The sequence below is a fragment of the Streptomyces sp. NPDC047315 genome (genome assembly GCF_040643215.1).
In the GTDB taxonomy this organism is placed as follows: Bacteria; Actinomycetota; Actinomycetes; order Streptomycetales; family Streptomycetaceae; genus Streptomyces.
The window spans coordinates 62,149-87,958 of sequence record NZ_JBEYTZ010000011.1 but is presented as its reverse complement, the minus strand read 5'-3'; the positions used below and the strand labels follow the sequence as shown (position 1 = coordinate 87,958).

22 protein-coding genes, 1 pseudogene and 1 riboswitch are annotated in these 25,810 nt (G+C 71.5%); of the genes and pseudogenes, 16 read left to right on the top strand and 7 right to left on the bottom strand.

The window, feature by feature from the left end:
* Positions 1-77: 77 nt before the first annotated feature.
* Positions 78-1,012, top strand: a pseudogene (locus ABZ842_RS15195) (MFS transporter); the annotation flags it as partial.
* A 60-nt stretch (positions 1,013-1,072) separates the two neighbouring features.
* On the opposite strand, the gene ABZ842_RS15190 reads toward ABZ842_RS15195, so the two are convergent.
* A complete protein-coding gene (locus ABZ842_RS15190; RefSeq protein ID WP_361537067.1) occupies positions 1,073-1,891 on the bottom strand; it encodes an alpha/beta fold hydrolase in 819 nt (272 codons plus the stop codon).
* 137 nt (positions 1,892-2,028) lie between these two features.
* Between ABZ842_RS15190 and tsaD the strand changes: the two genes are divergently transcribed.
* Complete coding sequence (tsaD, locus tag ABZ842_RS15185) at positions 2,029-3,099, top strand: tRNA (adenosine(37)-N6)-threonylcarbamoyltransferase complex transferase subunit TsaD (RefSeq protein ID WP_361537065.1); 1,071 nt, start codon at positions 2,029-2,031, stop codon at positions 3,097-3,099.
* A 319-nt stretch (positions 3,100-3,418) separates the two neighbouring features.
* Positions 3,419-5,116 (top strand): helix-turn-helix domain-containing protein, encoded by a 1,698-nt coding sequence (locus ABZ842_RS15180; RefSeq protein WP_361537063.1) that lies wholly within the window; start codon positions 3,419-3,421, stop codon positions 5,114-5,116.
* On the opposite strand, the gene ABZ842_RS15175 is transcribed toward ABZ842_RS15180, so the two are convergent.
* A complete protein-coding gene (locus tag ABZ842_RS15175) occupies positions 5,113-5,610 on the bottom strand; it encodes a hypothetical protein (RefSeq protein WP_361537061.1) in 498 nt (165 codons plus the stop codon). The two genes, ABZ842_RS15180 and ABZ842_RS15175, sit on opposite strands and share 4 nt — an antisense overlap.
* A 397-nt stretch (positions 5,611-6,007) precedes the next feature.
* Here ABZ842_RS15175 and ABZ842_RS15170 point away from each other — a divergent pair, with 397 nt between their 5' ends.
* Positions 6,008-6,241 (top strand): hypothetical protein, encoded by a 234-nt coding sequence (locus ABZ842_RS15170; protein WP_361537059.1) that lies wholly within the window; start codon positions 6,008-6,010, stop codon positions 6,239-6,241.
* 71 nt (positions 6,242-6,312) lie between these two features.
* On the opposite strand, the gene ABZ842_RS15165 is transcribed toward ABZ842_RS15170, so the two are convergent.
* The 4 genes from ABZ842_RS15165 to gcvT form a co-directional block, all read right to left on the bottom strand.
* Positions 6,313-7,680: an L-serine ammonia-lyase gene (locus ABZ842_RS15165; RefSeq protein WP_361537057.1), complete on the bottom strand. Its 1,368-nt coding sequence runs from the start codon at positions 7,678-7,680 to the stop codon at positions 6,313-6,315.
* 181 nt (positions 7,681-7,861) lie between these two features.
* The gene (gene glyA, locus ABZ842_RS15160) at positions 7,862-9,121 is read right to left on the bottom strand and encodes a serine hydroxymethyltransferase (RefSeq protein ID WP_361537055.1); all 1,260 of its coding nucleotides are present in this window, start codon (positions 9,119-9,121) and stop codon (positions 7,862-7,864) included.
* A gap of 61 nt (positions 9,122-9,182) precedes the next feature.
* Positions 9,183-9,560: a glycine cleavage system protein GcvH gene (gcvH, locus tag ABZ842_RS15155; RefSeq protein ID WP_361537053.1), complete on the bottom strand. Its 378-nt coding sequence runs from the start codon at positions 9,558-9,560 to the stop codon at positions 9,183-9,185.
* A 159-nt stretch (positions 9,561-9,719) separates the two neighbouring features.
* Entirely contained in the window at positions 9,720-10,847 is a 1,128-nt protein-coding gene (gene gcvT, locus ABZ842_RS15150; protein WP_361537051.1) for a glycine cleavage system aminomethyltransferase GcvT, read from the bottom strand.
* A gap of 168 nt (positions 10,848-11,015) precedes the next feature.
* A riboswitch (glycine riboswitch) is annotated at positions 11,016-11,109 on the bottom strand.
* 233 nt (positions 11,110-11,342) lie between these two features.
* Between gcvT and ABZ842_RS15145 the strand changes: the two genes are divergently transcribed.
* From ABZ842_RS15145 to ABZ842_RS15090, 12 genes are all read left to right on the top strand, one after another.
* Positions 11,343-12,122, top strand: coding sequence for an AAA family ATPase (locus tag ABZ842_RS15145; RefSeq protein WP_361537049.1), 780 nt, complete (start codon positions 11,343-11,345; stop codon positions 12,120-12,122).
* Positions 12,123-12,177: 55 nt separating this feature from the next.
* On the top strand, positions 12,178-12,966 hold the full coding sequence (locus tag ABZ842_RS15140) for an enhanced serine sensitivity protein SseB (protein ID WP_361537047.1): 789 nt from the start codon (positions 12,178-12,180) through the stop codon (positions 12,964-12,966).
* A 245-nt stretch (positions 12,967-13,211) separates the two neighbouring features.
* Complete coding sequence (locus ABZ842_RS15135) at positions 13,212-14,006, top strand: enhanced serine sensitivity protein SseB C-terminal domain-containing protein (protein WP_361537045.1); 795 nt, start codon at positions 13,212-13,214, stop codon at positions 14,004-14,006.
* A gap of 486 nt (positions 14,007-14,492) precedes the next feature.
* Entirely contained in the window at positions 14,493-15,497 is a 1,005-nt protein-coding gene (locus ABZ842_RS15130) for an ABC transporter permease (RefSeq protein WP_361537043.1), read from the top strand.
* Between the two features lie 122 nt (positions 15,498-15,619).
* Positions 15,620-17,398 (top strand): ABC transporter substrate-binding protein, encoded by a 1,779-nt coding sequence (locus tag ABZ842_RS15125; RefSeq protein ID WP_361537041.1) that lies wholly within the window; start codon positions 15,620-15,622, stop codon positions 17,396-17,398.
* Between the two features lie 176 nt (positions 17,399-17,574).
* Positions 17,575-18,573, top strand: coding sequence for an ABC transporter permease (locus ABZ842_RS15120; protein WP_361537039.1), 999 nt, complete (start codon positions 17,575-17,577; stop codon positions 18,571-18,573).
* Entirely contained in the window at positions 18,570-19,688 is a 1,119-nt protein-coding gene (locus tag ABZ842_RS15115; protein WP_361537037.1) for an ABC transporter ATP-binding protein, read from the top strand. Before ABZ842_RS15120 ends, ABZ842_RS15115 begins: the two co-directional genes overlap by 4 nt.
* Positions 19,689-19,696: 8 nt before the next feature.
* Positions 19,697-20,914, top strand: a complete 1,218-nt coding sequence (locus ABZ842_RS15110) for a dipeptide ABC transporter ATP-binding protein (RefSeq protein ID WP_361537035.1) — start codon at positions 19,697-19,699, stop codon at positions 20,912-20,914.
* Between the two features lie 43 nt (positions 20,915-20,957).
* On the top strand, positions 20,958-21,617 hold the full coding sequence (locus ABZ842_RS15105; protein WP_361537033.1) for a trimeric intracellular cation channel family protein: 660 nt from the start codon (positions 20,958-20,960) through the stop codon (positions 21,615-21,617).
* 46 nt (positions 21,618-21,663) lie between these two features.
* Entirely contained in the window at positions 21,664-22,509 is an 846-nt protein-coding gene (locus tag ABZ842_RS15100; protein ID WP_361537031.1) for a thioesterase family protein, read from the top strand.
* Between the two features lie 15 nt (positions 22,510-22,524).
* Positions 22,525-23,562, top strand: coding sequence for a YafY family protein (locus tag ABZ842_RS15095; protein WP_361537029.1), 1,038 nt, complete (start codon positions 22,525-22,527; stop codon positions 23,560-23,562).
* A gap of 136 nt (positions 23,563-23,698) precedes the next feature.
* Entirely contained in the window at positions 23,699-24,862 is a 1,164-nt protein-coding gene (locus tag ABZ842_RS15090) for a cysteine desulfurase family protein (protein ID WP_361537027.1), read from the top strand.
* Between the two features lie 199 nt (positions 24,863-25,061).
* Here the strand turns inward: ABZ842_RS15090 and ABZ842_RS15085 are convergent, their stop codons facing one another.
* Positions 25,062-25,796, bottom strand: coding sequence for an N-acetylmuramoyl-L-alanine amidase (locus ABZ842_RS15085; protein WP_361537025.1), 735 nt, complete (start codon positions 25,794-25,796; stop codon positions 25,062-25,064).
* Between the last annotated feature and the right edge of the window lie 14 nt (positions 25,797-25,810).

Here is a 25,810-nt window from a genome sequence, read left to right as displayed (position 1 = left end):
CGGTCACCGCGCGGTGGCCGCCCTTCCGCATGCCCCCGCCCCGGCCGCCGACCGGCGTCCGCGAGCCGGTCGGCGAGGGCGTCGGCGGCGGCAACTTCGCCTCCTCCATGGCGAACGTCAACGCCTTCTACCCGCAGCGCCTCAAGGGCTGGGCGCTGGGCGTCAACGCGGGCGGCGGCAACCTCGGGGTGCCGGCCGTGCACCTGGTCGGCCTGCTGGTCCTCGCCACGGCGGGCGCGGCGCACCCGCGGCTGGTGCCGCTGGTCTACGTGCCGCTGATCGTGCTGGCGGCGCTGGGCGCGGCGCTGACGATGGACAACCTGACGCAGCTGAAGAACGACCGGGACGCACTGCGCGAGGTGGTGCGGGAGCCGCACGCCTGGGTGATGTCCCTGCTCTACATCGGCACCTTCGGCTCGTTCATCGGCTTCGGCTTCGCCTTCGGGCAGGTGTTCCAGGTGCAGTTCCACGAGGAGTTCGACACCCCGGTGAAGGCCGCGTACCTCACCTTCATCGTCATCGGCTCCTGCTGGGTTCGCTGACGCGTCCCGTCGGCGGGTGGCTCGCGGACCGCTGGGGCGGAGCCGCGGTGACGCTCTGGACCTTCGTCGCGAGGGTCGCCGGCACGGCCGCGGTGCTCGTCGCCTCCCACCGGGACTCGCTGCCGCTGTTCCTGGCGGGCTTCGTGGCGCTGTTGGCGCTGAGCGGCGTCGGCAACGGCTCGACGTACACGACGATCCCGGCGCTCTTCCAGGCCAAGGCGCGGGCCGCGGTCGCCTCCGGCGCGGACGCGTCCGCCGCCGAACGCGACGCCCGGCGGCGGGCGGCGGCGCTGATCGGGCTGGCCGGGGCGATCGGCGCGTTCGGCGGGGTGCTGGTGAACGTCGCGTTCCGGCAGGCGTTCTTGACCAGCCGCAGCGGGGACGCGGCGTACTGGACCTTCCTCGTCGCGTACGTGGTGTGCGCGGCGGTGACGTGGGCGGTCCATCTTCGGCGGGGCGCGGCGCGCTGACGGCCGGCGGGAGGCCATCGTGTGACCGGCACGTTCAGGAGGTCGGGTGACCCGGCCCGTTCAGGAGGTCGGGGCAGCGCCGTCGACCTCGCTCCAGAACGCCCGGACCCGCGCGTTGAACGCCTCCGGCGACTCCTGGAACGGCTGGTGCGCCTCCCCGGCGAGGACCTCGAACCGCGCCCCCGGGATCGCGTCGGCCACGATCCGCCCGAGCCGCGGCGGCGTCGCGATGTCGTGCTCACCGGCCAGGACGAGCGTCGGTGCGGTGATGCCGGGGAGCCGATCGAGCGTGTCGTGTCGGGCGAACGCCGCCAGCTGCCGTTGGAACGCCGTCGCGGACTGCGGGTGCGCAAAGGCGAGCGCCTCGTCCACCGTCCGCTGCACCGTGCCGTCGGCATGGGCGCGCGGCGTGTAGATCCAAAGGAAGAACGCCTCCAACATGGCACGCTCGTCGGGCGCCTCGGCGACCAGCCAGTGCCAGAACCGGGTCATGTTGTTCAGATAGGCGTCGGCCCGCGCCCACGTGCTCGTGAGGACGAGGCTGCGGACCGCCGCCGGCCGACGCAACGCCAACTCCTGGGCGATCGCGCTCCCACCGGAGAACCCGACGACGTGCGCCGCGCCGACCCCCAACGCCCGCAGCAGCTCCGCGGCGTCGTCGGCCATCCGCGCCACGGACAGCTCCCCGTCGGGCAGCGGCGTCCGCCCGGCCCCACGGTTGTCGAAGCCGATGACCCGGTACCGGTCCGCCAGCCCGTCGAGCTGCGCCGCCCACGCCTCCACGGGATCGCCCAGACCGGCGACGAGCAGGACGCCCGGCCCCTCGCCGCGGCTCTCCGCCCAGATCGTGGTCCCGTTGGCTTCGACGTACTCACCCATGGATGCACCTCCGAAGTGCGGTCGCCCGTCGGGCCCGCCGTTGTCCTCCGTCCTCCCCGGCCCGGCGCCGCCGCGCACCTCGGTACGCTTGTTGCGAACTCCTTTCAAGTGCGTATGTATGGCGAAAGGGGCCCGCGATGGGTTCTCCTCCGGTGGTGCTGGGCATCGAGTCGTCCTGTGACGAGACCGGGGCGGGGATCGTCTCCGGCGGACGGCTGCTGGCGCACGTCGTGGCGTCGAGCATGGACGAGCACGCACGCTTCGGCGGCGTGGTGCCCGAGATCGCCGCCCGCGCCCACCTGCAAGCCTTCAACCCGGTCGTGGCCGAGGCGCTCGCCCAGGCGGGGCTGGGGGTGCGGGACGTGGACGCCGTCGCGGTGACGACCGGACCCGGGCTGTCCGGGGCGCTCCAGGTGGGACTGGCCGGGGCGAAGGGGCTGGCGTACGCGGCGGGGGCGCCCCTGTTCGGCGTGCACCATCTGGCCGGGCACGTGGCCGCCGACACCCTGGAGCACGGGCCGCTGCCGAATCCGTGCGTGGTGCTGATCGTGTCGGGCGGCCACACCTCGCTGCTGCTGGTGCGGGATCTGGTGCGGGACCCGATCCTCCATCTGGGCGACACCGTGGACGACGCGGCGGGGGAGTGCTTCGACAAGGTGGCCCGGGTCTTCGGGCTGCCGTATCCCGGCGGTCCCGCGATCGACCGCACCGCCCGCGGCGGCGACCCGTGCGCCGTGGCGTTCCCCCGTCCGCTCACCGGCCCGCGCGACGACCCGTACGCCTTCTCCTTCTCCGGGCTGAAGACCGCCGCCGCGCGCTGGGCCGAACGGCACCGGCTGCGCGGCGAGGAGATCCCGCTGGCCGACGGCGCCGCCTCCCTCCAGGAGGCCGTCGCCGACGTGCTCACCCGCAAGGCGCTGGCGGCCTGCCGGGCGTACGGGGTGAAGACGCTCGTCGTGGTCGGCGGAGTGGCCGCCAACTCCCGGGTGCGCGCGCTGGCCGAGGAGCGGTGCGCCGACGCCGGAGTCGAGCTGCGGGTGCCGCCGCTGACCCTGTGCACCGACAACGGGGCGATGATCGCGGCCGTCGGCGACCTGCTGGTGCGCGCGGGGGCGAGCCCGGCGCAGCTGGACGTGTCCATCGATCCGTCCGCGCCGTTGGAGTACGCCGCCCTGCACCCCGTCGCCCGGGCCTCTTGCGCGGTGTGACCGGGCATCGCGTCCGGTTCGCCGGGATCCTCGGCGGTGTGAATTCCGGTCGGGTGCGCGCGGGGTCCCCGCCGGTCGAAGGCGCCCGCCGACCCGTTCGGTAGCCTGTTCCCCCGTCCGGGGCGTCCCGGGCGAGCCGCCGGCCGGACCCGGCGGCGGTCCGGGACTGTGAAAGCGCCGGAACGACTGGGCGGCCCGGAACGGCCGGGCTGTCCGGGACGCGCGGGCAGCGGCTGCGACGCGTGCGGCAGGGCCGCGCGCGAAGGCCGGCACACAGTCACATCCGTGGACGGGGATCCAGGCGAGGGGGGACGTACGCGTGGCTTCGGGCGGCGCCGACGAGAGCGGCGGAACGGAACGGCTCCACGAACTCCTGCGCCGGGTGCGCCGTCAGCAGTCCGACGACGCCGACCCCGACCCGCGCGATCTGGTGGAGTGGCTGGGCACCGAGCTCGGCGCGGACGTCGCGCTGGTCGACGGCGCGGGCACGGTCGAGGCGGCGGGAGCTGCGTTCCCCCGGCAGCTCGTGCGCACGCTGAGACCCCTGCTCGCCCGCCTGTCGAACGGCGCCCTGGACACCGCGGTCACCGATGCGCCCACCGAAGCCGGCGTCGTACAGGTGCGTCTGGAAGCCCTCGGCGACCGGGCCCCGCGCCCCGTGCTGGTGGTGGCCGGCCCCGACGCGCTGAGCCAGGAGGCCGCCCTCCTCGCCTCGCACACCGGCGGGCTGATGATGCTCATGCGCCGCGCCAACCGCGCCGACGCCGCCTCCCGCGCGTACCACCGCAAGGCGGGACAGGTAAGGCTCGCGGTCTTCATGGCGCTGATGGCCGGGGACCCGGTACTGGCCCGGCGGATGACCGCGGGCGCCGTCCCGGACCTGCTGGACGCCGGCTGGCTGAGGGTCCAACTGCTGCGCTGCCACCCGGAGGACCGCGACCGCATCGTCCGCGACCTCCAGGACGCCGCCGGCTACCACGGCCCGGCCCTGATGGTGCGCTGCCCCGTCTACCACGACCACGTGATCTGTCTGATCGCCGAGGGCACGCAGGAGCAGCCCGACGGCCCCGCAGCCGCGCTGCGGCGCCTGGTGGAGGAGCACGGCCACTACGCGCTCGGCGTGAGCGACCCGCACCCCCTCGACGGCACCGCCGACGCCTACGAACAGGCCCGCCACACCCTGGCCGTCGCGCGCCGGGCCCCCGGCCGGGTCGCGGTCTCCGGCGGCGGGGTGTCGCTGGGCCGGGTGCTGCCGACCGGCCCGGCCGTGACCTGGGCCCGGGACGTCCTGCGACCGCTGGGCACGGTCCCGAAGCTGACCCACGAGATAACCCGGCTGTCGCTGTCCTTCCCCCGGTCCGGCGTCGCGCGCCTGCTGGGCGTCAGCCGCAACAGCGTCGCCGCGCACCTCGAACGCGCCGGACAGGCACTCGACCTGGACCTGGGCGACGTCCGCTCGCGCGCGACGCTCGCGCTGGCCCTGTCCGTACCGGGGTACGGGTACGCGTACGGGTACGGAGGCGGCGAAGCGGACGCGAGAGGCGAAGGGGACGGGAGGCACGGGAGAGGCGAAGGGGACGGGAGCGGGAAAGGGGACGGGGCGCGCACCCCCGTGACGCGCCCCGTCCCGGACCTGGACGACCTGCTGCGTACCCCAACCGCAGCGGCCTGGGCCCGAACCTTCCTCGCTCCGCTCCCGAACGGCCCCCGCGACCTCCGGGGCACCCTGGGCGCCTGGATCGACGCCAACACGGACGCCCGTCGTGCCTCCCGCGACCTGGGCGTCGGGCGCAACACGGTCGGGGACCGCCTGCGCACCGCCGGCCGGCTGCTCCACCGCGACCTGCTGGGTACCCACTCCGGTGTCTACGACCTCGTCCACGCCTTCACGGCCGAGGCCCTTGCGGCCGAGGGACTTGACCCTGAGGAAGTCACGAGTGAGGGAGCTACGAGCGAGGGACTCACGGCCGTCGCCGGCGCCGCCGGACGCCAGACGGACGGCCCGCCGCAGGGTTAGAGCCGCGGCGAACCGGTGAGCGCCCACGTGTAGCCGCCCTTGCCGTCCGCGTCGAGGTCGTAAAGGATCTTTCCGTCGGCGCTGAGGCCCTTCTGGTTCTCGGTCTTGTGGATCTTCGTCTGGCACTGGATCGTCCCGGAGTCGGCCCGGTTGATCTCCGCGGTGATGTCGCAGAGGGAGACCTTGACGTCCGCGTCGTTGCGTTCGAGCCGGACCTGGATGTCGAAGTTGTCGAACTTCCGCACTCCGCCGCCATCGGTCCAGTAGCCGTCCACGCTCGCGATCCAGCCGTCGGTGCGGGGCGCCACGCACAGCGTGATGTTCACGTCCGTGTTGTACCCGGAGGTGGGGAACTCCTTGACCTGGTGCGCGGAGCACGCCCTGATCGGCCCCGGCGCAGCCTGCGCCGTCGAGTTGCCCGCGATCAGGATTCCACCGGCGGCCAGCGCCATGACGAGCGTGCCCCTGGACAGGGCGGTAACCGTCTTCTTCACGTGCTTCCCCGTGTTCTTTCGAAAGTCCGCCGCCACAGCGCGCGGACCGTGCTGATGGTGCGGTCGGAGCGCCCCCCGGAGCGGTCCAACCGGTCAGTGACGCTATGCGGCGGCCGGGCCCGCCACCACCAGGCACGATGCTCAATTCCAGCGGGTGGAGGGTGCACGGTGCTCTGAGGGCTGGGCGCAGCGGTGGCACGGGCCGAGCCGGCGGGCGGGCGGGCGGAGGAGTGCACCGCGTCCGCGGGCCCGTATCAGCGGGAGGTGGAGGCGCACTTGGGCCTGGTGGTGGACGGGCGGCAGTCGGTCGCGGACTGCGAGGTGATCCGGGCGTTCCGGGTGAAGTACGAGATCGAGCCCCGCGGAGGGGTAAGCGGGGCTGTACATCCACCGGGCGGTGGTGTTCGAGCGGGCCCTGGCGGAGGCGGACACGATCGAGGGGTGTCCGGACACGGCGGGGGTGGTGGTGTGCGCGCTGCGCAAGGGCGTCGACACCGTGACGGTCACCGGAGGCGGCGACTCCGCCACCCACACCGCCACCGACCCCACCACCATCAAGGGCAGCGAGAACTGCAAGAAGCCCAAGGACAACAAGAAGCACCACCACCACCACCGCCCCGACCACCGGTGACGCCCAGAAGGCCCCGACGCACAGCGCCGGGGCCTTCACCTAGAAGCAGGGCCCCACCCGCCCCCGCCACCTCAGCACTCGATGATGTTCACCGCGAGCCCGCCCCGCGCCGTCTCCTTGTACTTGACGGACATGTCCGCCCCCGTCTCCTTCATCGTCTTGATGACCTTGTCGAGCGAGACGAGGTGGTTCCCGTCGCCGCGCATCGCCATCTTCGCCGCCGTGACGGCCTTGACCGCCGCCATGCCGTTGCGCTCGATGCACGGGATCTGCACCAGGCCGCCCACGGGGTCGCAGGTCAGGCCCAGGTTGTGCTCCATGCCGATCTCCGCGGCGTTCTCCACCTGCTCCGGGGTGCCGCCCAGGACCTCCGCGAGGGCGCCCGCCGCCATCGAGCAGGCGGAGCCGACCTCGCCCTGGCAGCCGACCTCGGCGCCGGAGATCGAGGCGTTCTCCTTGAAGAGCATGCCGATCGCGCCGGCCGCGAGCAGGAAGCGGACCACGCCGTCCTCGTCGGCGCCGGGGACGAAGTTCACGTAGTGGTGCAGCACCGCGGGGATGATGCCGGCGGCGCCGTTGGTCGGGGCGGTCACCACCCGGCCGCCCGCTGCGTTCTCCTCGTTCACCGCCATCGCGTAGAGGGTGATCCACTCCATCGCGCGGGCCAGCGGGTCGCCCTCGGCGCGCAGTTGGCGGGCGGTGTTGGCGGCGCGGCGGCGGACCTTGAGGCCGCCGGGGAGGATGCCCTCGCGGGTCATGCCGCGCGTCACGCAGGACTGCATCACCCGCCAGATCTCCAGCAGGCCGACGCGGATCTCGTCCTCGGTGCGCCACGCCTTCTCGTTCTCCAGCATCAGTGAAGAGATGGAGAGTCCGGTCTCCTTGGTGAGCCGCAGCAGCTCGTCGCCGGTGCGGAAGGGGTACTTCAGCACGGTGTCGTCGAGCTTGATGCGGTCCTCGCCGACCGCGTCCTCGTCGACGACGAAGCCGCCGCCGACCGAGTAGTACGTCTTCTCCAGCACGGTCGCGCCCTCGGCGTCGTACGCCGTGATCGTCATGCCGTTCGCGTGGTACGGCAGCGCCTTGCGGCGGTGCAGGACCAGGTCCTCGTCGGCGTCGAAGGCGATCTCGTGCGCCCCGAGGAGGTTCAGCCGGCCCGCCGCCCTGATCGTCGCCACGCGCTCGTCGGCGCCCTCGACGTCGACCGTGCGCGGGGAGGCGCCCTCCAGGCCCAGCAGCACCGCCTTGGGGGTGCCGTGGCCGTGGCCGGTGGCGCCCAGGGAGCCGAAGAGCTCGGCGCGGACCGCGGTGGTGTGGGCGAGCAGGCCCTCGTTCTTCAACCGCCGGGCGAACATCCGGGCCGCACGCATCGGGCCGACCGTGTGCGAGCTGGACGGGCCGATGCCGATCGAGAACAGGTCGAAGACCGAGATGGCCACGGAGAACTCCTAGCGGGTTGGTAGACGCCGTTGTCTGCCGGCAGTGCAGGCGGTGCAGAGCGGTGCGGGCGGTGCGTGTGGGACGGATGCGGAGGAAGGGGCGGGGGGTGACGTACGAGCGGGGGCACCGGCTCACCGTTCAGTGTGCGCGATGCCCCCGCACCTCGTACAAACGTACGGGTTACAGGCCGGGGTACAGCGGGTGCTTCGCCGCCAGCGCCGAGACCCGATCACGCAGCGCCGCCGCGTCGTACGACGGCTTCAGCGCCTCCGCGATCACGTCCGCGACCTCGCGGAAGTCCTCCTCGCCGAAGCCGCGGGTGGCCAGCGCCGGGGTACCGATCCGCAGGCCCGAGGTAACCATCGGGGGCCGCGGGTCGTTCGGGACGGCGTTGCGGTTGACCGTGATGCCGACCTCGTGGAGCCGGTCCTCGGCCTGCTGCCCGTCCAGCTCGGAGTCGCGCAGGTCCACCAGGACCAGGTGCACGTCCGTGCCGCCCGACAGCACCGATACGCCGTGCTCGGTGACGTCCTCGCGGACCAGCCGCTCGGCGAGGATCCGCGCGCCGTCCAGGGTGCGCTGCTGGCGCTCCTTGAACTCCTCGGACGCGGCGACCTTGAAGGAGACCGCCTTCGCCGCGATGACGTGCTCCAGCGGGCCGCCCTGCTGGCCGGGGAAGACCGCGGAGTTGATCTTCTTCGCCAGCTCGGCGGTGGAGAGGATCACGCCGCCGCGGGGGCCGCCCAGCGTCTTGTGCGTGGTCGTGGTCACGACGTGGGCGTGCGGCACCGGGTTCGGGTGCAGCCCGGCCGCCACCAGGCCCGCGAAGTGGGCCATGTCGACCATCAGGTACGCGCCGACCTCGTCCGCGATCCGGCGGAAGGCGGCGAAGTCCAGCTGGCGCGGGTACGCGGACCAGCCGGCCACGATCAGCTTCGGGCGGGACTCCTTGGCCAGCTTCTCGACCTCGGCCATGTCGACCTGACCGGTGGCGTCGTCCACGTGGTAGGCGACCACGTCGTAGAGCTTGCCGGAGAAGTTGATCTTCATGCCGTGGGTCAGGTGCCCGCCGTGGGCGAGGTTCAGACCCATGATCGTGTCGCCCGGCTTCAGCAGCGCGAACATCGCCGCCGCGTTGGCCTGGGCGCCCGAGTGCGGCTGCACGTTGGCGTGCTCGGCGCCGAAGAGCTCCTTGATGCGGTCGATCGCGATCTGCTCGACCACGTCGACGTGCTCGCAGCCGCCGTAGTAGCGGCGGCCGGGGTAGCCCTCGGCGTACTTGTTGGTCAGGACCGAACCCTGGGCCTCCATGACCGCGACCGGAGCGAAGTTCTCCGAGGCGATCATCTCCAGGGTCGACTGCTGTCGGTGGAGCTCGGCGTCGACGGCGGCGGCGACGTCCGGGTCCAGCTCGTGGAGAGGGGTGTTGAGAAGCGACATGTGTGAGTCCCTGTGTCCCTTGATCCCTGTGTGCTGTCTGTGGTCGTACGGAGTGTGACCGTCAGCCCGCGGCGAACGCGGCGTACTCGTCGGCCGTGAGCAGCTCGTCCTGCTCGCCGGTAACCCGCACCTTGAACAGCCAGCCGCCCTCGAAGGGGGCGCTGTTCACCAACGACGGGTCGTCGACGACGTTCTGGTTGATCTCCGTGACCTCCCCCGACACCGGCGAGTACAGGTCGCTGACGGACTTGGTGGACTCCAGCTCGCCGCAGGACTCGCCCGCGGTGACGTCGTCGCCCACCGCGGGGAGCTGGGCGAAGACGACGTCACCGAGCGCGTTCGCGGCGAACTCGGTGATCCCGACCGTCGACACGCCGTCCTCGGCGGCCGACAGCCACTCGTGCTCCTTGCTGTAACGCAGCTGCTGGGGGTTGCTCATGACCTGAATTCTCCTGTATGCGGAAAGGGCGGATGGACGGACGGGCGGCGCACTGACGTGCCGCTGGTCACTTCCCGTGGCCGGGCAGGACAGCCGCCGAAGGGAACGAGAGGGGAATGGGGGCGCAGGGGGGCGGAGGGGGGCGGAGGGGGCCGTGGCTCACTTCTGGCGACGGTAGAAGGGGAGCGCCACGACCTCGTACGGCTCGTGCGCGCCCCGGATGTCGACCGCGACGCCCGCCGTCCCCGGCTCCGCGTGCGCCGCGTCGACGTACGCCATCGCGATCGGCTTGCCGAGGGTCGGGGACGGCGCGCCGGAGGTGACCTCGCCGATCACCGCGCCGTCGGCGACCACCGGATAGCCGGCGCGGGGCACCCGCCGGCCCTCGGCGACCAGGCCGACCAGCTTGCGCGGCGGCGCGGACTCGGCGCGCGCGGCGGCCTCGGTCAGCGCGGCGCGCCCCACGAAGTCGCCCTCCTTCTCGAACTTCACGACCCGGCCGAGACCTGCGTCGAACGGGGTGAGCGCGGTCGTCAGCTCGTGCCCGTACAGCGGCATGCCCGCCTCCAGGCGCAGGGTGTCCCGGCAGGACAGCCCGGCCGGCACCAGGCCCACGGGCGCCCCGGCCTCGGTCAGCGCCCGCCACAGCTCCTCGGCGTGCTCCGGCGCGACGAAGAGTTCGAAGCCGTCCTCGCCGGTGTAGCCGGTGCGGGCGATCAGCGCGGGCACGCCCGCGACCGTGCCCGGCAGGCCCGCGTAGTACTTCAGGCTGTCGAGGTCGGCGTCGGTGACGGACTTCATGATGCCGGGGGACGCCGGGCCCTGGACGGCGATCAGGGCGTACGCGTCGCGGTCGTCGCGCACCTCGGCGTCGAAGCCCGCGGAGCGCTCGACGAGGGCGTCGAGGACGATCTGGGCGTTGCCCGCGTTCGCGACGACCATGTACTCCGCACCCCCGGTGCGGTACACGATCAGGTCGTCGAGGATGCCGCCGTCCTCGCGGCAGATCATCGTGTAACGGGCGCGGCCGGCGCCGACGGTGGAGATGTTGCCGACCAGGGCGTGGTCCAGCAGGGCGGCGGCCTGCGGGCCGGTGACGGTGATCTCGCCCATGTGGGAGAGGTCGAAGAGCCCCGCGGCGGTGCGCACGGCGTTGTGCTCGTCGCGCTCGCTGCCGTACCGCAGCGGCATGTCCCAGCCGGCGAAGTCGGTCATGGTGGCGCCCAGCGAGCGGTGCAGCGCGTCGAGGGCGGTGCGGCGGGGGGCGGTGTTCGCGGACGGGCTCATGGACGCTTCTCCCAGGACATGACGGAAACACATGACGACGAGGACGATCCTCCCCATCTGTCATCGGAACCTGAGAGGTTCGTCGCGATCGTACGTACTGATGGGCGTACGGTCGTGACTTGCACCTTGGGTGGAGCCGGCTGATGCGGCCCGCTTTTCAGATCTGCCTCGTCGCACGCGGTACGGGGCCTGAGAGATTCAAGGGAGGAACTTGCTCCTTCGGCGCCCGGCGGACGTGCCGGGACTCTCCCGCGTGGATTCAAGCGGCCGGTATGCAGTTGGCGCGCACATCATTGCACGCGCGGGCGGGAAGGGGGAGTGCGGACCTGATCGTCCGCGGTCCCGTGCGTTCCGGAGCGCGCCCGGAGCGCATCCGGACCGGCGCGCAACACCGGGCGCGGTGGATCACCGAAGAAATCAGTGGCGGCGAATTACCATTTCTTTACGCTCCATGGGCATGTGTGTGGGTGACCTGAACCGGGGGAGGAGGGTGTGATGACGTTGCAGCACTCCGGTGCCTACGCCAACACCGCGGGGGTGCCCGCACAGCCACAGGTGCCCGTGCGGGAGCGGGTGGGGGAGCCAGCGCCGCCGACACCGGCACCGGCACCGGCTGCGGTTTCGGAAGCATCCGCCCCACGAGACCTACAGGACCTACGGGACCTACAGGATCTACGAGACCTACGGGGCCGCTCGGGGCGCAGCCCGCGCTCACTCACCTTTGCGGCGGGCGACGTCGTCGTGGTCTCCGGGCTCCCCGGCAGCGGCAAGTCCACCCTGATCAGACGCACGTTCCGGGGCCCGCGCATCGACTCCCAGGACACCCGCGACCGCTGGGACACGGCGATGCCGCACTTCCTGCCGTACGCCCTGTACCGCCCCTTCGTCCGCGTCGCGCACTACGCCGGGCTGCGCAAGGCGCTGCGCTCGGGCCGCAGCGTCGTCGTCCACGACTGCGGCACCCAGGCGTGGGTGCGCCGCTGGCTCGCCCGCCAGGCCCGGCGGCGCGGCACGGGCCTGCATCTGTTCCTGCTGGACGTCCCGCCCGAGGTGGCCCGGGAGGGCCAGCGCGAGCGCGGACGCGGAGTCTCCGGTTACGCCTTCGCGCGCCACCGCCGGGCCGCCGGCCGGCTGATCGCGGACGCGGAGGCCGGTGTCGTCCCGCCCGGCTGCGCCTCCGTGACCCTGCTCGACCGCCCGGCAGCCACGACCCTCACCCGCATCGCCTTCCGCGGCGCACAGCCGGCGCGCGGCGGCGAGGTGGACACCCCCTAGAGTCTTTGCGGTCGAGTCGGGGAGAGGCCGGGGAGAGGTGCGGAGCGGGATGGGCATGACGGGACCGATGGAGCTGCTGGAGACGGGCGCGTGGCCCGCGAACGAGTTGGAGCGGGCGCTCGCCGCTTCGCTGGGCGACCCCGGGGCGGGCGCACGGCTCGTCGAGGTGTTGGGCCGCAGTGAGATATGGGTGCCGCTGCCGCAGGGCGGCGCCCCGGACAGCCGCGAGCTCGACCTGCCGATGATGGAGATCGACGGCGCCGCGTACGTACCGGTGTTCAGCTCCGAGCAGCAGTACCGCAGCTGCGTCGGCGACTACGTCTCGTACGTCGTCGCGCCGGCGCGGGAGTTCGCCCGCGGACTCCAGCCGCAGGTGGGCATCGCGGTGAACCCGGGCGGCACGGTCGGCGTCCCGCTGCCGCCGCCCGCGGTCGCGGAGCTGTGCCGCGACGGCCGGCCTCCGCTCGGGGACGCGCTCCCCGGCGGCGACCTCGGCGCCGGCTCGGCGAGCGGCGGCCGGGTGCGGCTGTTCGAGCCGGACTGGCAGGAGGACCCGGTGGAGTTCCTGAGCGTCGCATCGGAGGAGTTCCAGGGCGCGGGCGTGGTGATGACCGCGCGTCGGGCGCTGGCCTCGATCGAGGGCGGCGACCCGTCGCTCTTCATCGGCGTCCAGCTCTCCGCGTGGGGGCCCGCCGAGCAGTCCGCCCCGCTCGACGCGCTGGGGCGCGCCCTCGGCCGCGTCCAGGCACCCTGGCCGGTGAACCTGGTCCTGCTGGACGTCGCACAGGACCCGGTGGGCGAGTGGATGCTGGCGAAGGTCCGCCCCTTCTACGAGCGGCGGTAGCGGCGTCACGGGCCGACGCGGGGGCGCGGGCGGACGCCGGGCTCCACACGGGTGGACACAGCGCTTCCACGAGCGGATGGCGGGCCCCGTGGGCGGCTCCGCGGGCCCGACGCGGGTGAAGCACCCGAGAGGGGCCGCGTGCTGTCGGGCGTCCCGTTTAAGCTGGCTCCGTCACCACCGGTTGTTCCACGGGGCGAGCAGCGGGGCAGGTTCGAGACAGGGTCGGCACGAAGGGGCGGAACAGGGTGAGCGCGTCAGGCACCGCGGCGACCGGGCAGATCGAGCACATGCTCCGCCAGGTGACCCCCGGACGGTACGACGCGTACGAGGCGCTGCTCCAGGCGCTCGCCGACCCGAGCGCCGGACGCATCTGGATGCTCCTGTGGCACGGCCGCCCCGGCTCCCCCGACGCCCAGTACGGAAACCTGGAGGTCGACGGCGTCGGCTACGCCCCCGCCGTCACCTCCGCCCAGGAGCTCTCCGTCTCCGGCTGGAACCGCGCCCACGAGGTCGTCACCGGGCTCGACGCGGCCCGCGCCCTCTTCCCCGACCGTTGGGGCATCTGGCTGAACCCGCACGCGCCCGGCGGCGGCGTCGGCATCCCCTGGCCCGACCTGCGCAGGATCGTCACCGGCCTCGACCGGATGCCCGCGGGGCCGCTGCGGCTGTCCGAGCCCGCCCTGGAGATCCCGCACTTCTACGCACTGCTGTCGCGCAACGCGCACCACACGCCCGCGGTGCGCTCGCTGCGCCGCGCCTGGGTGCAACCCGCGCTGGGCGCCCCGTACCTGGCCATCGGCCTCGACCTGTACGACACCGGCCGGCAGTCCGTGGACGCGGTGCGGGCGATGATGCAGCAGTCCATCACGGCGGTGCCCGAGGGGCTCCCGGTGTCGACGGTGGCGCTGTCGGACGAGTACGACCCGGTGGGGATGTGGCTGCGCGCCAACGCCCGACCCTTCTACGACCGGGACGCCCACGGCGGCGCGCCCGGCGCCGTCCCCGGCGGCTACGGCTATCCGCCGGTGGCCGGTCACTGACCGACCGGGCCCGGCTCCGGCTTCCGCAGCAGCACCCCGCACGGGACCTCTCGTTGGGAGACGGTCCCGTTTTCTCTGCCCAACTCCCTCATGTGTGAACTGAATTTAGGGAGCATCCCCACCTGGGCCCTTGGAATCACAGGTGAATCGGCGGGAATTGCAGGGAATGCAATTCACCGATTATCGGACGTTGGCTCAACTCCCCCTGGTGAAGGGGAAGATGGGCCCCGCTCAGCCCGTGCCGCCGTCCGGATAACGGAATCCCTCTACGCGCATCACGTTTGAGCAACCATTGCCCTGGGGGTCTGGCGGCTGATCGCGCGACCGTTGAAGACTCCCGCACCAAGGGGAGATTCGCCCGGGTGTACGGCCGGGTAACACGTACATCTCGTACCAACTGCTCCTCGCGCACCAGAAGTTGAAAACGAGCCGCTACAGCGGCGGGTACGGGCCGGTCACCTCCGGCCGGGAGGGGTCCCCACCACGATGACGGCACCAATGCACGACACGGGCACGGAAGCGGACAAGACCGCGTCCACCGATGTCGCGGCGGCTGTAGTCAGGAAGTCGGTCGAGGGTCGGTCGCTGCGGCAGATCGCCTGGTCACGGCTGAAGCAGGACAAGCTGGCGCTGGCCGGCGGCATCGTTGTCATCTTCCTGGTGCTCGTCGCGATCTTCGCTCCGCTGATCGTCGACCTGTTCGGACATCCGCCGAACAAGTTCCACCAGGACAAGCTCGATCCGCTGTTCAACACCCCCAAGGGCTCCTTCGGCGGCATCAGCTCAGAGCACCTGCTGGGCGTCGAGCCGAACAACGGCCGGGACGTCTTCAGCCGGATCGTGTACGGCGCCCGGATCTCGCTCCTGGTGGCCTTCCTCGCCGCGGTCGTGGCCGTACTGCTCGGCACGATCTTCGGCATCATCGCCGGCTACTTCGGCGGCTGGGTCGACGCGATCATCAGCCGGGTCATGGACATGCTGCTGTCCTTCCCGCAGCTGCTCTTCATCATCTCGCTGGTCGCCGTGCTACCCAACGACCTGTTCGGACTGACCGGTTCGAGCGTGCGCATCGCGATCCTCGTCTCGGTCATCGGCTTCTTCGGCTGGCCCTACGTCGGCCGCATCGTGCGCGGCCAGACCCTCTCGCTGCGCGAGAAGGAGTACATCGAGGCCGCCCGCAGCCTGGGCGCCGGATCGCGCTACGTGCTCTTCAAGGAGCTGCTGCCGAACCTGGTCGCCCCCATCACCGTCTACGCCACGCTGATGATCCCGACGAACATCCTCACCGAGGCCGCGCTCAGCTTCCTCGGCGCCGGCGTCCGTCCGCCGACCGCCTCCTGGGGCCAGATGCTCTCCACCGCGGTGAAGACCTACGAGGCCGACCCGACCTTCATGGTCATCCCCGGTCTGGCCATCTTCATCACGGTGCTGGCCTTCAACCTCTTCGGCGACGGCGTGCGCGACGCGCTCGACCCCAAGGGCACCCGGTGACGGCCCGCGACGGCCACGGACGGTCGCACACAACTGAACGTGCCCCTGCCACCCCGGTCAGGCGGCTCCCGAATGGTCTCCCGGCGTCGAGCAGGGACCGCGCTACTCCGGAGGTTGTAACCATGACTCCCCAACGTTCGTCGAGGGCCAGGCGGGTCGCCGGTGCGGCCGTCGTCGTGGCCGCGCTCACGGCCACCGCGGCCTGCGGCGGCGGCGACAACGACGACAACGGCGGCGGTGGCGGCAAGGCGGCCGGATTCAACGCCGGCGTCAAGGGCATCGCGAACCCGTCCACCAAGGCGGGCGGCACGCTGAAGTTCATCGGCAAGCAGGACCTGGACTCCGCCGACCCGCAGCGCCAGTACTACGGCATGGCCTGGGACTTCAGCCGGTTCTACTCGCGCCAGCTGGTCACGTACGCCACCAAGCCGGGCCCCGCCGGCGCCGAGCTGGTGCCCGACCTGGCCCAGGACAAGGCCGCGATCACCAACGACGGCAAGACGTACACGTACAAGCTGCGCGAGGGGATCACCTGGGAGGACGGCTCGCCGATCACCTCCAAGGACATCAAGTACGGCATCCAGCGCATCTGGGCCACCGACGTCATCACCGGCGGCCCGCAGTACCTGCGCCAGGTCCTCGACCCGGGCAACACCTACAAGGGCCCGTACAAGGACACCACGCCCGACAAGCTCGGGCTGCAGGCGATCCAGACGCCGGACGACAAGACCATCGTGTTCAACCTCCCGAAGGCCAACGGCGACTTCGAGCAGATGCTCGCCATGCCCGCCGGCTCCCCGGTGAAGAAGGAGAAGGACAACGGCGCCCAGTACCAGCTGAAGCCCTTCTCCTCGGGCCCGTACAAGTTCGAGAAGTACGAGCCGAAGAAGAGCATCAGCCTGGTCCGCAACGACAAGTGGGCCAAGGCGTCCGACCCGGTCCGGCCCGCGCTGCCGGACAAGGTCACGGTGACGATCAACTCCAACATCGAGGCGATCGACGAGCTGCTCATCAAGGGCGAGTACGACCTCGACCTGAACGCCACCGGCATGGGCCAGGCCGGCCGCGGCAAGGCGCTCAAGGAGAGCAAGGACAACGTCGACAACATCCAGACGGCCTTCGTCCGCTACGTCGACTTCGTCACCGCGCTGGAGCCCTTCAACAACATCGAGTGCCGCAAGGCGGTCATCTACGCGACCGACTTCGCCTCGATCCAGCAGGTCCGCGGCGGCCCGCAGGCCGGCGGCGACATCGCGCCCAACATGCTGCCGAAGGACGTCAAGGGCGCCGACGACTACGACCCGTACGGCGTGCTGGAGCGCAAGGGCAAGCCGGACGTGGCCAAGGCCAAGGACGCGCTGAAGAAGTGCGGCAAGCCGAACGGCTTCACCACCAACATCAGCGCCCGCAGCAACAACCCGCAGGAAGTCCCGGCCGCCGAGGCCCTCCAGGAGTCCCTGAAGGCCGTCGGCATCACCACCCAGGTCGAGGCGATCGACGGCGCCGAGTCCGCCAGCATCACCGGCTCCCCGGCCGTGGTCAAGCAGCGCAACCTCGGTCTGATCATGAGCGGTTGGGGCCCGGACTTCCCGACCGGCCAGGGCTTCTCCCAGCCGATCATCGACGGCCGTTTCATCTCCGAAAACGGCAACTACAACATGTCGCAGACGAACGACCCGAAGATCAACAAGTTCTTCGACGACGCGCTGCTGGAGACCGACCCCAACAAGGCCGGTGAGATCTACAAGCAGATGAACCACGCGGTCTCGGACCTCGCCGTCCAGATGCCGCTCGTCTACGAGAAGAACATCACCTGGCGCAGCTCGCGGCTGACGAACGCCTACTCCACCGGCGCGTACAGCGGTCGCTACGACTACATCTCGCTGGGCGTCGTCAAGTAGTCCTCACCCCTCCCGAGGATCCCCGGTGGTGACCCGCTGCCCCGAGCCGCGGGTCACCACCGGCACCACACCGCCAACGCCCAAACCGCCAGTCCCGAAGGGCAGGTGATGGCCTCGGGCGACGACCCCCACGACCCGAAATCCGGGCTCCCGGGGCCGCCGCCGGGCCGCGCACAGTGCTTGCTTACGTCATCCGGCGATTGTTCGCCGTCGCCATGATGCTGTTGGTCGTGACCCTGACGACCTTCGTCATCTTCTTCGTGCTCCCCAAGTGGGCCGGGTCCGATCCCGCGTACCTGTTCGCGGGCAAGCAGGCCGACCCCGCCGCGATCGAGGGCATCCGGAAGAAGCTGGGCCTCGCCGACCCGGTGCTGGTGCAGTTCTGGAACTTCGTCCAGGGCATCTTCGCCGGCCGTGAGTACGCCAACGGCGCGGACGTCACGAAGTGCCCTGCCCCCTGCTTCGGCTACTCCTTCCGCACCGAGCAGGCCGTGTGGCCGCAGCTCGCCGACGCCATCCCGGTCACCCTCTCGCTCGCGGCCGGCGCCTGCCTGCTCTGGGTCGGCGGCGGCGTCGCGGCCGGCGTCGTCTCGGCGCTGCGCCGGGGCACCCTGTGGGACCGGGCCGCGATGACGGTCGCCCTCGCCGGCGTTTCGCTGCCCATCTACTTCACCGGACTGATCTCGCTCGCCGTCTTCAGCTGGCAACTCGACTGGGTCAGCGGCGAGTACGCACCGCTGGAGCAGGACCCCGCCCAGTGGTTCCAGACCCTCGTCCTGCCGTGGATCACCCTGGCGTTCCTGTACGCGGCGATGTACGCCCGGCTCACCCGCGCCACCATGCTGGAGATCATGGGCGAGGACTACATCCGCACCGCCCGCGCCAAGGGGCTCACCGAGCGGGTCGTCATCGGACGGCACGCGATGCGCTCCACCTGGACCCCGGTGCTCACCCTGCTCGGACTCGACCTCGGGGCGCTGCTCGGCGGTGCCGTGCTCACCGAGTCCACGTACAACCTGCCCGGGCTCGGCAAGCTGGCGATCGAGTCCATCAACTCCAAGGACCTGCCGCTGATTCTCGGCGTCACCCTCTTCGCGGCGCTCTTCATCTGCGTGGCGAACCTCGTCGTGGACATGTTGTACGCCGTCGTCGACCCACGAGTGAGGATCGGATGACCGACCTGAACAAGTCCGGGGCCGCCACCGGCCCGGCCACCGCCCCCGGCGAGGTCGCCGCGGCTGGCGCGCCCGCCCCCAGCGCCTTCCTCGAAGTGCGCGACCTCAAGGTCCACTTCCCGACCGACGACGGCGTGGTCAAGTCCGTCGACGGCCTCAGCTTCCAGTTGGAGAAGGGCAAGACCCTCGGCATCGTCGGCGAGTCCGGCTCCGGCAAGTCCGTCACTTCGCTCGGCATCATGGGCCTGCACACCGCCGGCCAGTACGGCCGCCGCAAGGCCCGGATCTCCGGCGAGATCTGGCTGGACGGCCAGGAGCTGCTCGGCGCCGAACCGGACGAGGTGCGCAAGCTCCGCGGCCGGAACATGGCGATGATCTTCCAGGACCCGCTGTCCGCGCTGCACCCGTACTACACCATCGGGCGGCAGATCGTGGAGGCGTACCGGGTCCACCACGACGTCGACAAGAAGGTCGCGCGCACCCGGGCGATCGAGATGCTCGACCGGGTCGGCATCCCGCAGCCCGACAAGCGGGTGGACAACTACCCGCACGAGTTCTCCGGCGGCATGCGCCAGCGTGCGATGATCGCGATGTCCCTGGTCAACAACCCCGAGCTGCTGATCGCCGACGAGCCGACGACCGCCCTGGACGTCACCGTGCAGGCACAGATCCTCGACCTGATCAGGGACCTGCAGAAGGAGTTCGGCTCGGCGGTCATCATCATCACCCACGACCTGGGCGTCGTCGCCGAACTCGCCGACGACATCCTGGTGATGTACGGCGGCCGGTGCGTGGAGCGCGGCCCCGCCGAGCAGGTCTTCTACGAACCGCAGCACCCCTACACCTGGGGGCTGCTCGGCTCGATGCCGCGCATCGACCGTGACCAGACCGAACGGCTCATCCCGGTCAAGGGCTCGCCGCCCAGCCTGATCAACATCCCCGACGGCTGCGCCTTCAACCCGCGGTGCCCCTACGCGGACGTACCGAAGGACAACGTGACGCGCACCGTCCGCCCCGAACTGACCGAGGTCGGCAGCCGGCACTTCTCCGCCTGCCACATGGCGCAGGAGGAGCGGACGCGGATCTGGACCGAAGAGATTGCGCCCAAGCTGTGAGTGACAACGTGAAGATTCCCCACCAGGCGGCGGAGACCGGATCGGCCACCGCGCCGGACGCGCTGCTCAAGGTCGAGGGGCTGGTCAAGCACTTCCCGATCCGCTCGGGTCTGTTGCGCAGGCAGACCGGCGCCGTGCAGGCGGTGGACGGGCTCTCCTTCGACGTGCGCCCCGGCGAGACGCTGGGCGTGGTGGGCGAGTCGGGGTGCGGCAAGTCCACCATGGGGCGGCTGATCACCCGGCTGCTGGAGCCGACGGGCGGCCGGATCGAGTTCGAGGGCCACGACATCACGCACATGGGCGTCGGTCGGATGCGACCGCTGCGCCGTGACGTCCAGATGATCTTCCAGGACCCGTACTCCTCGCTGAACCCCCGGCACACCATCGGCACCATCGTCTCCGCGCCCTTCAAGCTCCAGGGCATCACTCCGGAGGGCGGGGTGAAGCAGGAGGTCCAGCGGCTGCTGGAGCTGGTGGGGCTCAACCCGGAGCACTACAACCGCTATCCGCACGAGTTCTCCGGCGGTCAGCGCCAGCGCATCGGGATCGCGCGGGCGCTGGCGCTGAAGCCGAAGCTGGTGGTGGCGGACGAGCCGGTCTCCGCGCTGGACGTGTCGATCCAGGCGCAGGTGGTGAACCTGCTCGACGACCTCCAGGACGAGCTGGGGCTCACGTACGTGATCATCGCCCACGACCTCTCGGTGATCCGGCACGTCTCGGACCGGATCGCGGTGATGTACCTGGGCAAGATCGTGGAGCTGGCGGACCGCGCGTCGCTGTACCAGTCGCCGTTGCACCCGTACACCAAGGCGCTGCTGTCCGCGGTGCCGGTGCCGGACCCGCGCAGGCGCGGCGCGAAGAGCGAGCGCATCCTGCTCAAGGGCGACGTGCCCTCCCCGATCGCACCACCGACGGGCTGCCGCTTCCACACCCGGTGCTGGAAGGCGACGGAGCTCTGCACCACGAAGGAACCGCCGCTGATCGAGCTGCGCCCGGGCCAGCAGGTCGCCTGCCACCACCCGGAGAACGCACCGGACCAGGCGCCCGACGAGTCCCGGCTGGCATCGGCCAAGGAGGCGATCGAGGTGGTGACGGCGGTCTCCAAGTCCGCGGAGGCGGCCGAGACGCCGACCGAGGACGCCGCGGCCGAGGCGGCCGAGACGGCGCAGGGAGACGGAGGAGTCGAAGGGGGCGAAGGGGGCGGAAGGAGCACCCCGGAGAAGTAGCCGCCGGTCCGGAGCACCGGGGCAAAGGCGGCACAATCGTCCGGTGCTCCAAGAACTGTTCACGCCCTCCGTCCAGCACGCGCTCGACCTCGCCGGAATCTTCGTCTTCGCGATCTCCGGTGCACTGCTCGCCGTCCGCAAGAACTTCGACGTCTTCGGCATGGCGGTGCTCGCCGAGGTCACCGCGCTGGGCGGAGGGCTGCTGCGTGATCTGATCATCGGGGCCGTCCCGCCAGCCGCCTTCACCGACCTCGGATACTTCCTGATGCCCCTGGTCGCCACGGCCCTCGTCTTCTTCCTCCACCCCGTCGTCGAACGCATCCAGACCGGGGTCAACGTCTTCGACGCCGCCGGCCTCGGCCTCTTCTGCGTCACCGGCACCACCAAGGCGTACGAGTACGGGCTGGGGCTGACCTCGTCGGCGGCGCTGGGCGTGGCGACCGCCGCCGGCGGCGGTGTGCTCAGGGACGTACTGGCCAACGAGGTGCCGTCCCTGCTGCGCTGGGACCGCGACCTGTACGCCGTCCCGGCCATCGTCGGCGCCGCGATGGTCGCGCTCTTCATCCAGTTCGACACCTTGAACGGGTTGACCAGCGGATTCGCCGCACTCACCGCCTTCGTGCTGCGGCTGCTGGCCATTCGCTTCCACTGGCGCGCCCCGCGCGCCTGGAACCGCCGCTCCACGGCGGTCGAAGAGGTCTGAAGGTCAAAAGCTACCGCTTAGTATGTCCCTGATGTACCGTGCCGCTATGGCACAGGCAGTTCAGGCATCCATCGGCGACAGCGAGTTCGACCGCGACACCGCCGTCACCCTGCGCACTCCGGGCGTCTACGACGCCCAGCTCTCGGCGGGCTGGTCGATCGCCCACGCCGTCAACGGCGGCTATCTGCTGGCGGTGATCGGCCGAGCCCTCGGGGAGGCCCTACCGCACCCCGACCCCTTCACGACCTCGGCCCACTTCGTCAGCGCGAGCACCCCCGGCCCCGCGGTGATCCGCACCCAGACCGTCCGCACCGGCCGCACGCTCTCCACCGGCCAGGCTTCCCTCTTCCAGTACGACGAGGACGGCGCCGAGGTCGAGCGGATCCGGGTGCTGGCCACCCACGGCGATCTGAACGGCCTCACCGACGACGTCCGCACCTCGGCGACCCCGCCCTCCATAGCCCCCCACGACAAGTGCTTCGGCTCGGCCGATGCACCCGACCCCGAGTTCGCCGAGAAGTGGGCGATCCTGGGCCGCCTGGACATCCGGCTCGACCCGACGACGATCGGCTGGGCCGTCGGAGCCCCCTCCGGCAAGGGGGAGGTGCGGGGCTGGTTCGGCCTCGCGGACGGCCGGGACGCCGACCCGCTCTCCCTGCTGCTCACGGTCGACGCCTTCCCCCCGACCTCCTTCGACCTCGGGCTCAAGGGGTGGACCCCGACCGTCGAGCTGACCACCCACATCCGCTGCCGCCCGGCACCCGGGCCGCTCGGCGTCGCGATCTCCACCCGCAACATGGCCGGCGGCTTCCTGGAGGAGGACGCCGAGATCTGGGACAGCCGGGGCCGCCTGGTGGCCCAGTCCCGACAACTGGCGAAGGCCCCCCGCTGACCCCATCCACCACCCGTGAAATCAGACCGCCTGCTCTCGATCCTGCTGCTCCTCCAAACCCGCGGTCTCGTCCCCGCCTCCGAGCTCGCTGAGCGCCTGGAGGTGTCCGTACGCACCATCTACCGCGACGTCGAGGCGCTGTCCGCCGCCGGCGTCCCCGTCTACGCAGAACGCGGCAGACACGGCGGGATCACCCTGCTCCCCGGCTTCCGCACCGATGTGACAGGTCTCACGGAGGACGAGTCGCGGGCGCTCTTCGTCCTGGCCGCCCAGGGCACCCACGCCGCCCTCGGACTGGACGCCGCTCTCCGCTCGGCCCTGCGCAAGGTGATGGCCGCCCTGCCCGAACCCCACCGTCCCGCAGCCGAGCTGACGAGCCGCCGTATCCTGGTCGACCCCGCCCGCTGGCTCTCCCCGCAGCCACCGGCCGTCGACCTGGACGTGCTGACCGCGGCCGTCTTCGCCGACCGCCGGCTGCGCCTGAGCTACCGCCGCAACCGGTCGGCCCCGCCCGACGACCATCTGCTCGACCCCTACGGCCTGGTCGTCAAGGCCGGGATCTGGTACCTCGTCGCCGACGAGGAGGGGGCGCCCCGACTGTTCCGGGCGGACCGGGTGGCCCGCGCCGCGGTCGTCGACGAGGACGTGCGCCGCCGCCCCGGCCTCGAACTCGCCGAGGTCTGGGAGACCCTGCGCCATCGACTGGAGGCCCGGCCGCCGCAGATCACGGTGACGGCGCTGGTGCACCGCGACAGGCTGGAGCTCTTCCTGCGCCTGCACGCCCACCGCATCCTCAGCGACCACCACGAGCAGGCCAAGGAGCCCGGAGACCCCCAAGCCACCAAGGGCGCAGAGGGCGCCGAGCGCGTAGAGGGTGCCGAGGGCGCAGAGGGTGCCGGATGGCACCGACTGGAGCTCGGCTTCTCCGCGCTGGGCGAGATCGGCACCCTCCTCACCTTCGGCTCCTCCGTACGCGTCCTCACCCCACCCGAGGCCCGGGAACACCTCGCCCGCACCGCCGCCGACGTGGTCGCGCTGTACGGGACCGGGTGAGCCGGCGCCGCCCGTATCCAGCGCCGAACCCCCGCCGTGCACCCGGCCCGTGCGGTGCTCCCGCACGTCCTGCCCTTCCGTACCTCCCTGCGCCGCGTCCGCGCCCCCCTTCCTGCCTCGTAGAATCGAGGCCACCATGGCTTACCTCGACCACGCCGCGACGACTCCGATGCTTCCGGAGGCCATCGAGGCGATGACTGCGCAGCTCACCGTCACCGGCAACGCGTCCGCGCTGCACGCCGCCGGGCGGCGTGCCCGACGCACCGTCGAAGAGGCGCGCGAGACCCTCGCCGACGCACTCGGCGGTCGCCCCAGCGAGGTGGTTTTCACCTCGGGCGGGACCGAGGCGGACAACCTCGCCGTGAAGGGCCTCTACTGGCAACGGCGGGACGCCGATCCCGCGCGCACCCGGGTGCTGGCGAGCCCCGTGGAGCACCACGCCGTCCTCGACGCCGTGGACTGGCTCGGCGACCACGAAGGCGCCACGGTGGAGTACCTGCCCGTCGACGCCTACGGGCGGGTACACCCCGAGGCCCTGCGCGAGGCCATCGAGCGCAATCCCGACGATGTCGCCCTCGCCACCGTCATGTGGGCCAACAACGAGATCGGCACCGTGATGCCGGTCGCCGCGCTCGCCGACGTGGCGAACGAGTACGGCGTCCCGCTGCATGCGGACGCGGTCCAGGCCGTCGGCCAGCTCGACGTGAGCTTCGCCGACTCCGGGCTCGCGGCCATGACGGTCTCCGGCCACAAGATCGGCGGGCCGTACGGGATCGGCGCGCTACTCCTGGGCCGGGACTACGCTCCCGTGCCGGTACTCCACGGAGGCGGGCAGGAGCGCCACGTGCGCTCAGGGACCCTGGACACCCCTGCCATCGCCTCCTTTGCCGTGGCCGGCAAGCTGGTCGCCGAACGCCGTGAGGAGTTCGCGCGAGAGATCGGCTCCCTTCGGGACCAGCTCGTCCGTGCCGTACTGGACGCGGTGCCGGACGCGGTCCTCGGTGGCGACCCCGAGGACCGACTGCCCGCCAACGCGCACTTCACCTTCCCTGGATGCGAGGGCGACTCGCTGCTCCTGCTCCTGGACGCACAGGGCATCGAGTGCTCCACGGGGTCGGCCTGCACCGCCGGGGTTGCCCAGCCCAGCCATGTCCTCCTCGCGACGGGCACCGACCCTGACCTGGCGCGAGGGACCCTTCGCTTCACCCTCGGTCACACCTCCACCACGGCGGACGTGGAAGCGGTCGCGAAGGCGATCGGGCCGGCGGTCGACCGGGCCCGAACGGCGGGTCTGACCTGAGTCTGCCCCGTGGTGGACCCGCCCACCGCGGTCTGGCGTCCACACGCCAGAAGTGGAACCGAAGCGTCTGCTTCCCCTCAAGCGGACCTTCGCCGGACCCTTCGCCGGATCCCTCGCCGGCCCCTCGCGGGGCCCCGTCGGACCTTCCCCGACCGGGGATCGGGCCCGTTCCCCGGCCCGCCCCCGCCACGACGGGCAGCTACCCGTTCGCGCTCTTCTTCGCCTCCAGGGCCTGCCGCGCCGCCGGCATCGCCTCACTGACCAGCTTCATGTAGCGGTCCCAGTTCCAGTGCGGCCCCGGGTCCGTGTGGTCCGTCCCCGGCACCTCCACGTGGCCCATGATGTGCTCGCGGTCCACGGGTATCTCGTACCGCGCGCAGATCCCGGCGGTGAGCCGCGCCGAACCCTCGTACATCGCGTCCGTGAAGTCCTGCGGACGGTCCACGAACCCCTCGTGCTCGATGCCGACGCTGCGCTCGTTGAAGGAACGGTTCCCCGCGTGGAAGGCCACGTCCAGCTCGCGGATCATCTGCGCCACGTGGCCGTCCTTGCGCACCACGTAGTGCGTCGCCGCGCCGTGCCCGGGATCCTTGAAGACCCTCAGCGCCGTCGGGAAGCTGCCCTGCACGACGTGGATGATCACCCGGTCGATGCGGTAGTCGTCGGGGCGGTCCGCGAGCCGCCAGTTCGCCCGGGAGGCCGCCGTCCACTCCGCGCCGGCGTGGTCCAGCTCGCCCTCCTTGCGCGGCTTGCTCATGCCGGGCACCTTCCACCACAGCCGGCCCAGCTCGTCCCGGGCCAGCACGCCGCCGCCGACCAGCGCCGCCGCGCTGCCGATCAGCAGCCCCCGCCGACTCAGCCCCGGCAGCCGGCCGCCCTTGGCCCGGTCGCCCCCGTCCCGCTTCCCGCGCCCGCGTCCCGTATCGCTTCCCATATCCCCTACAACGC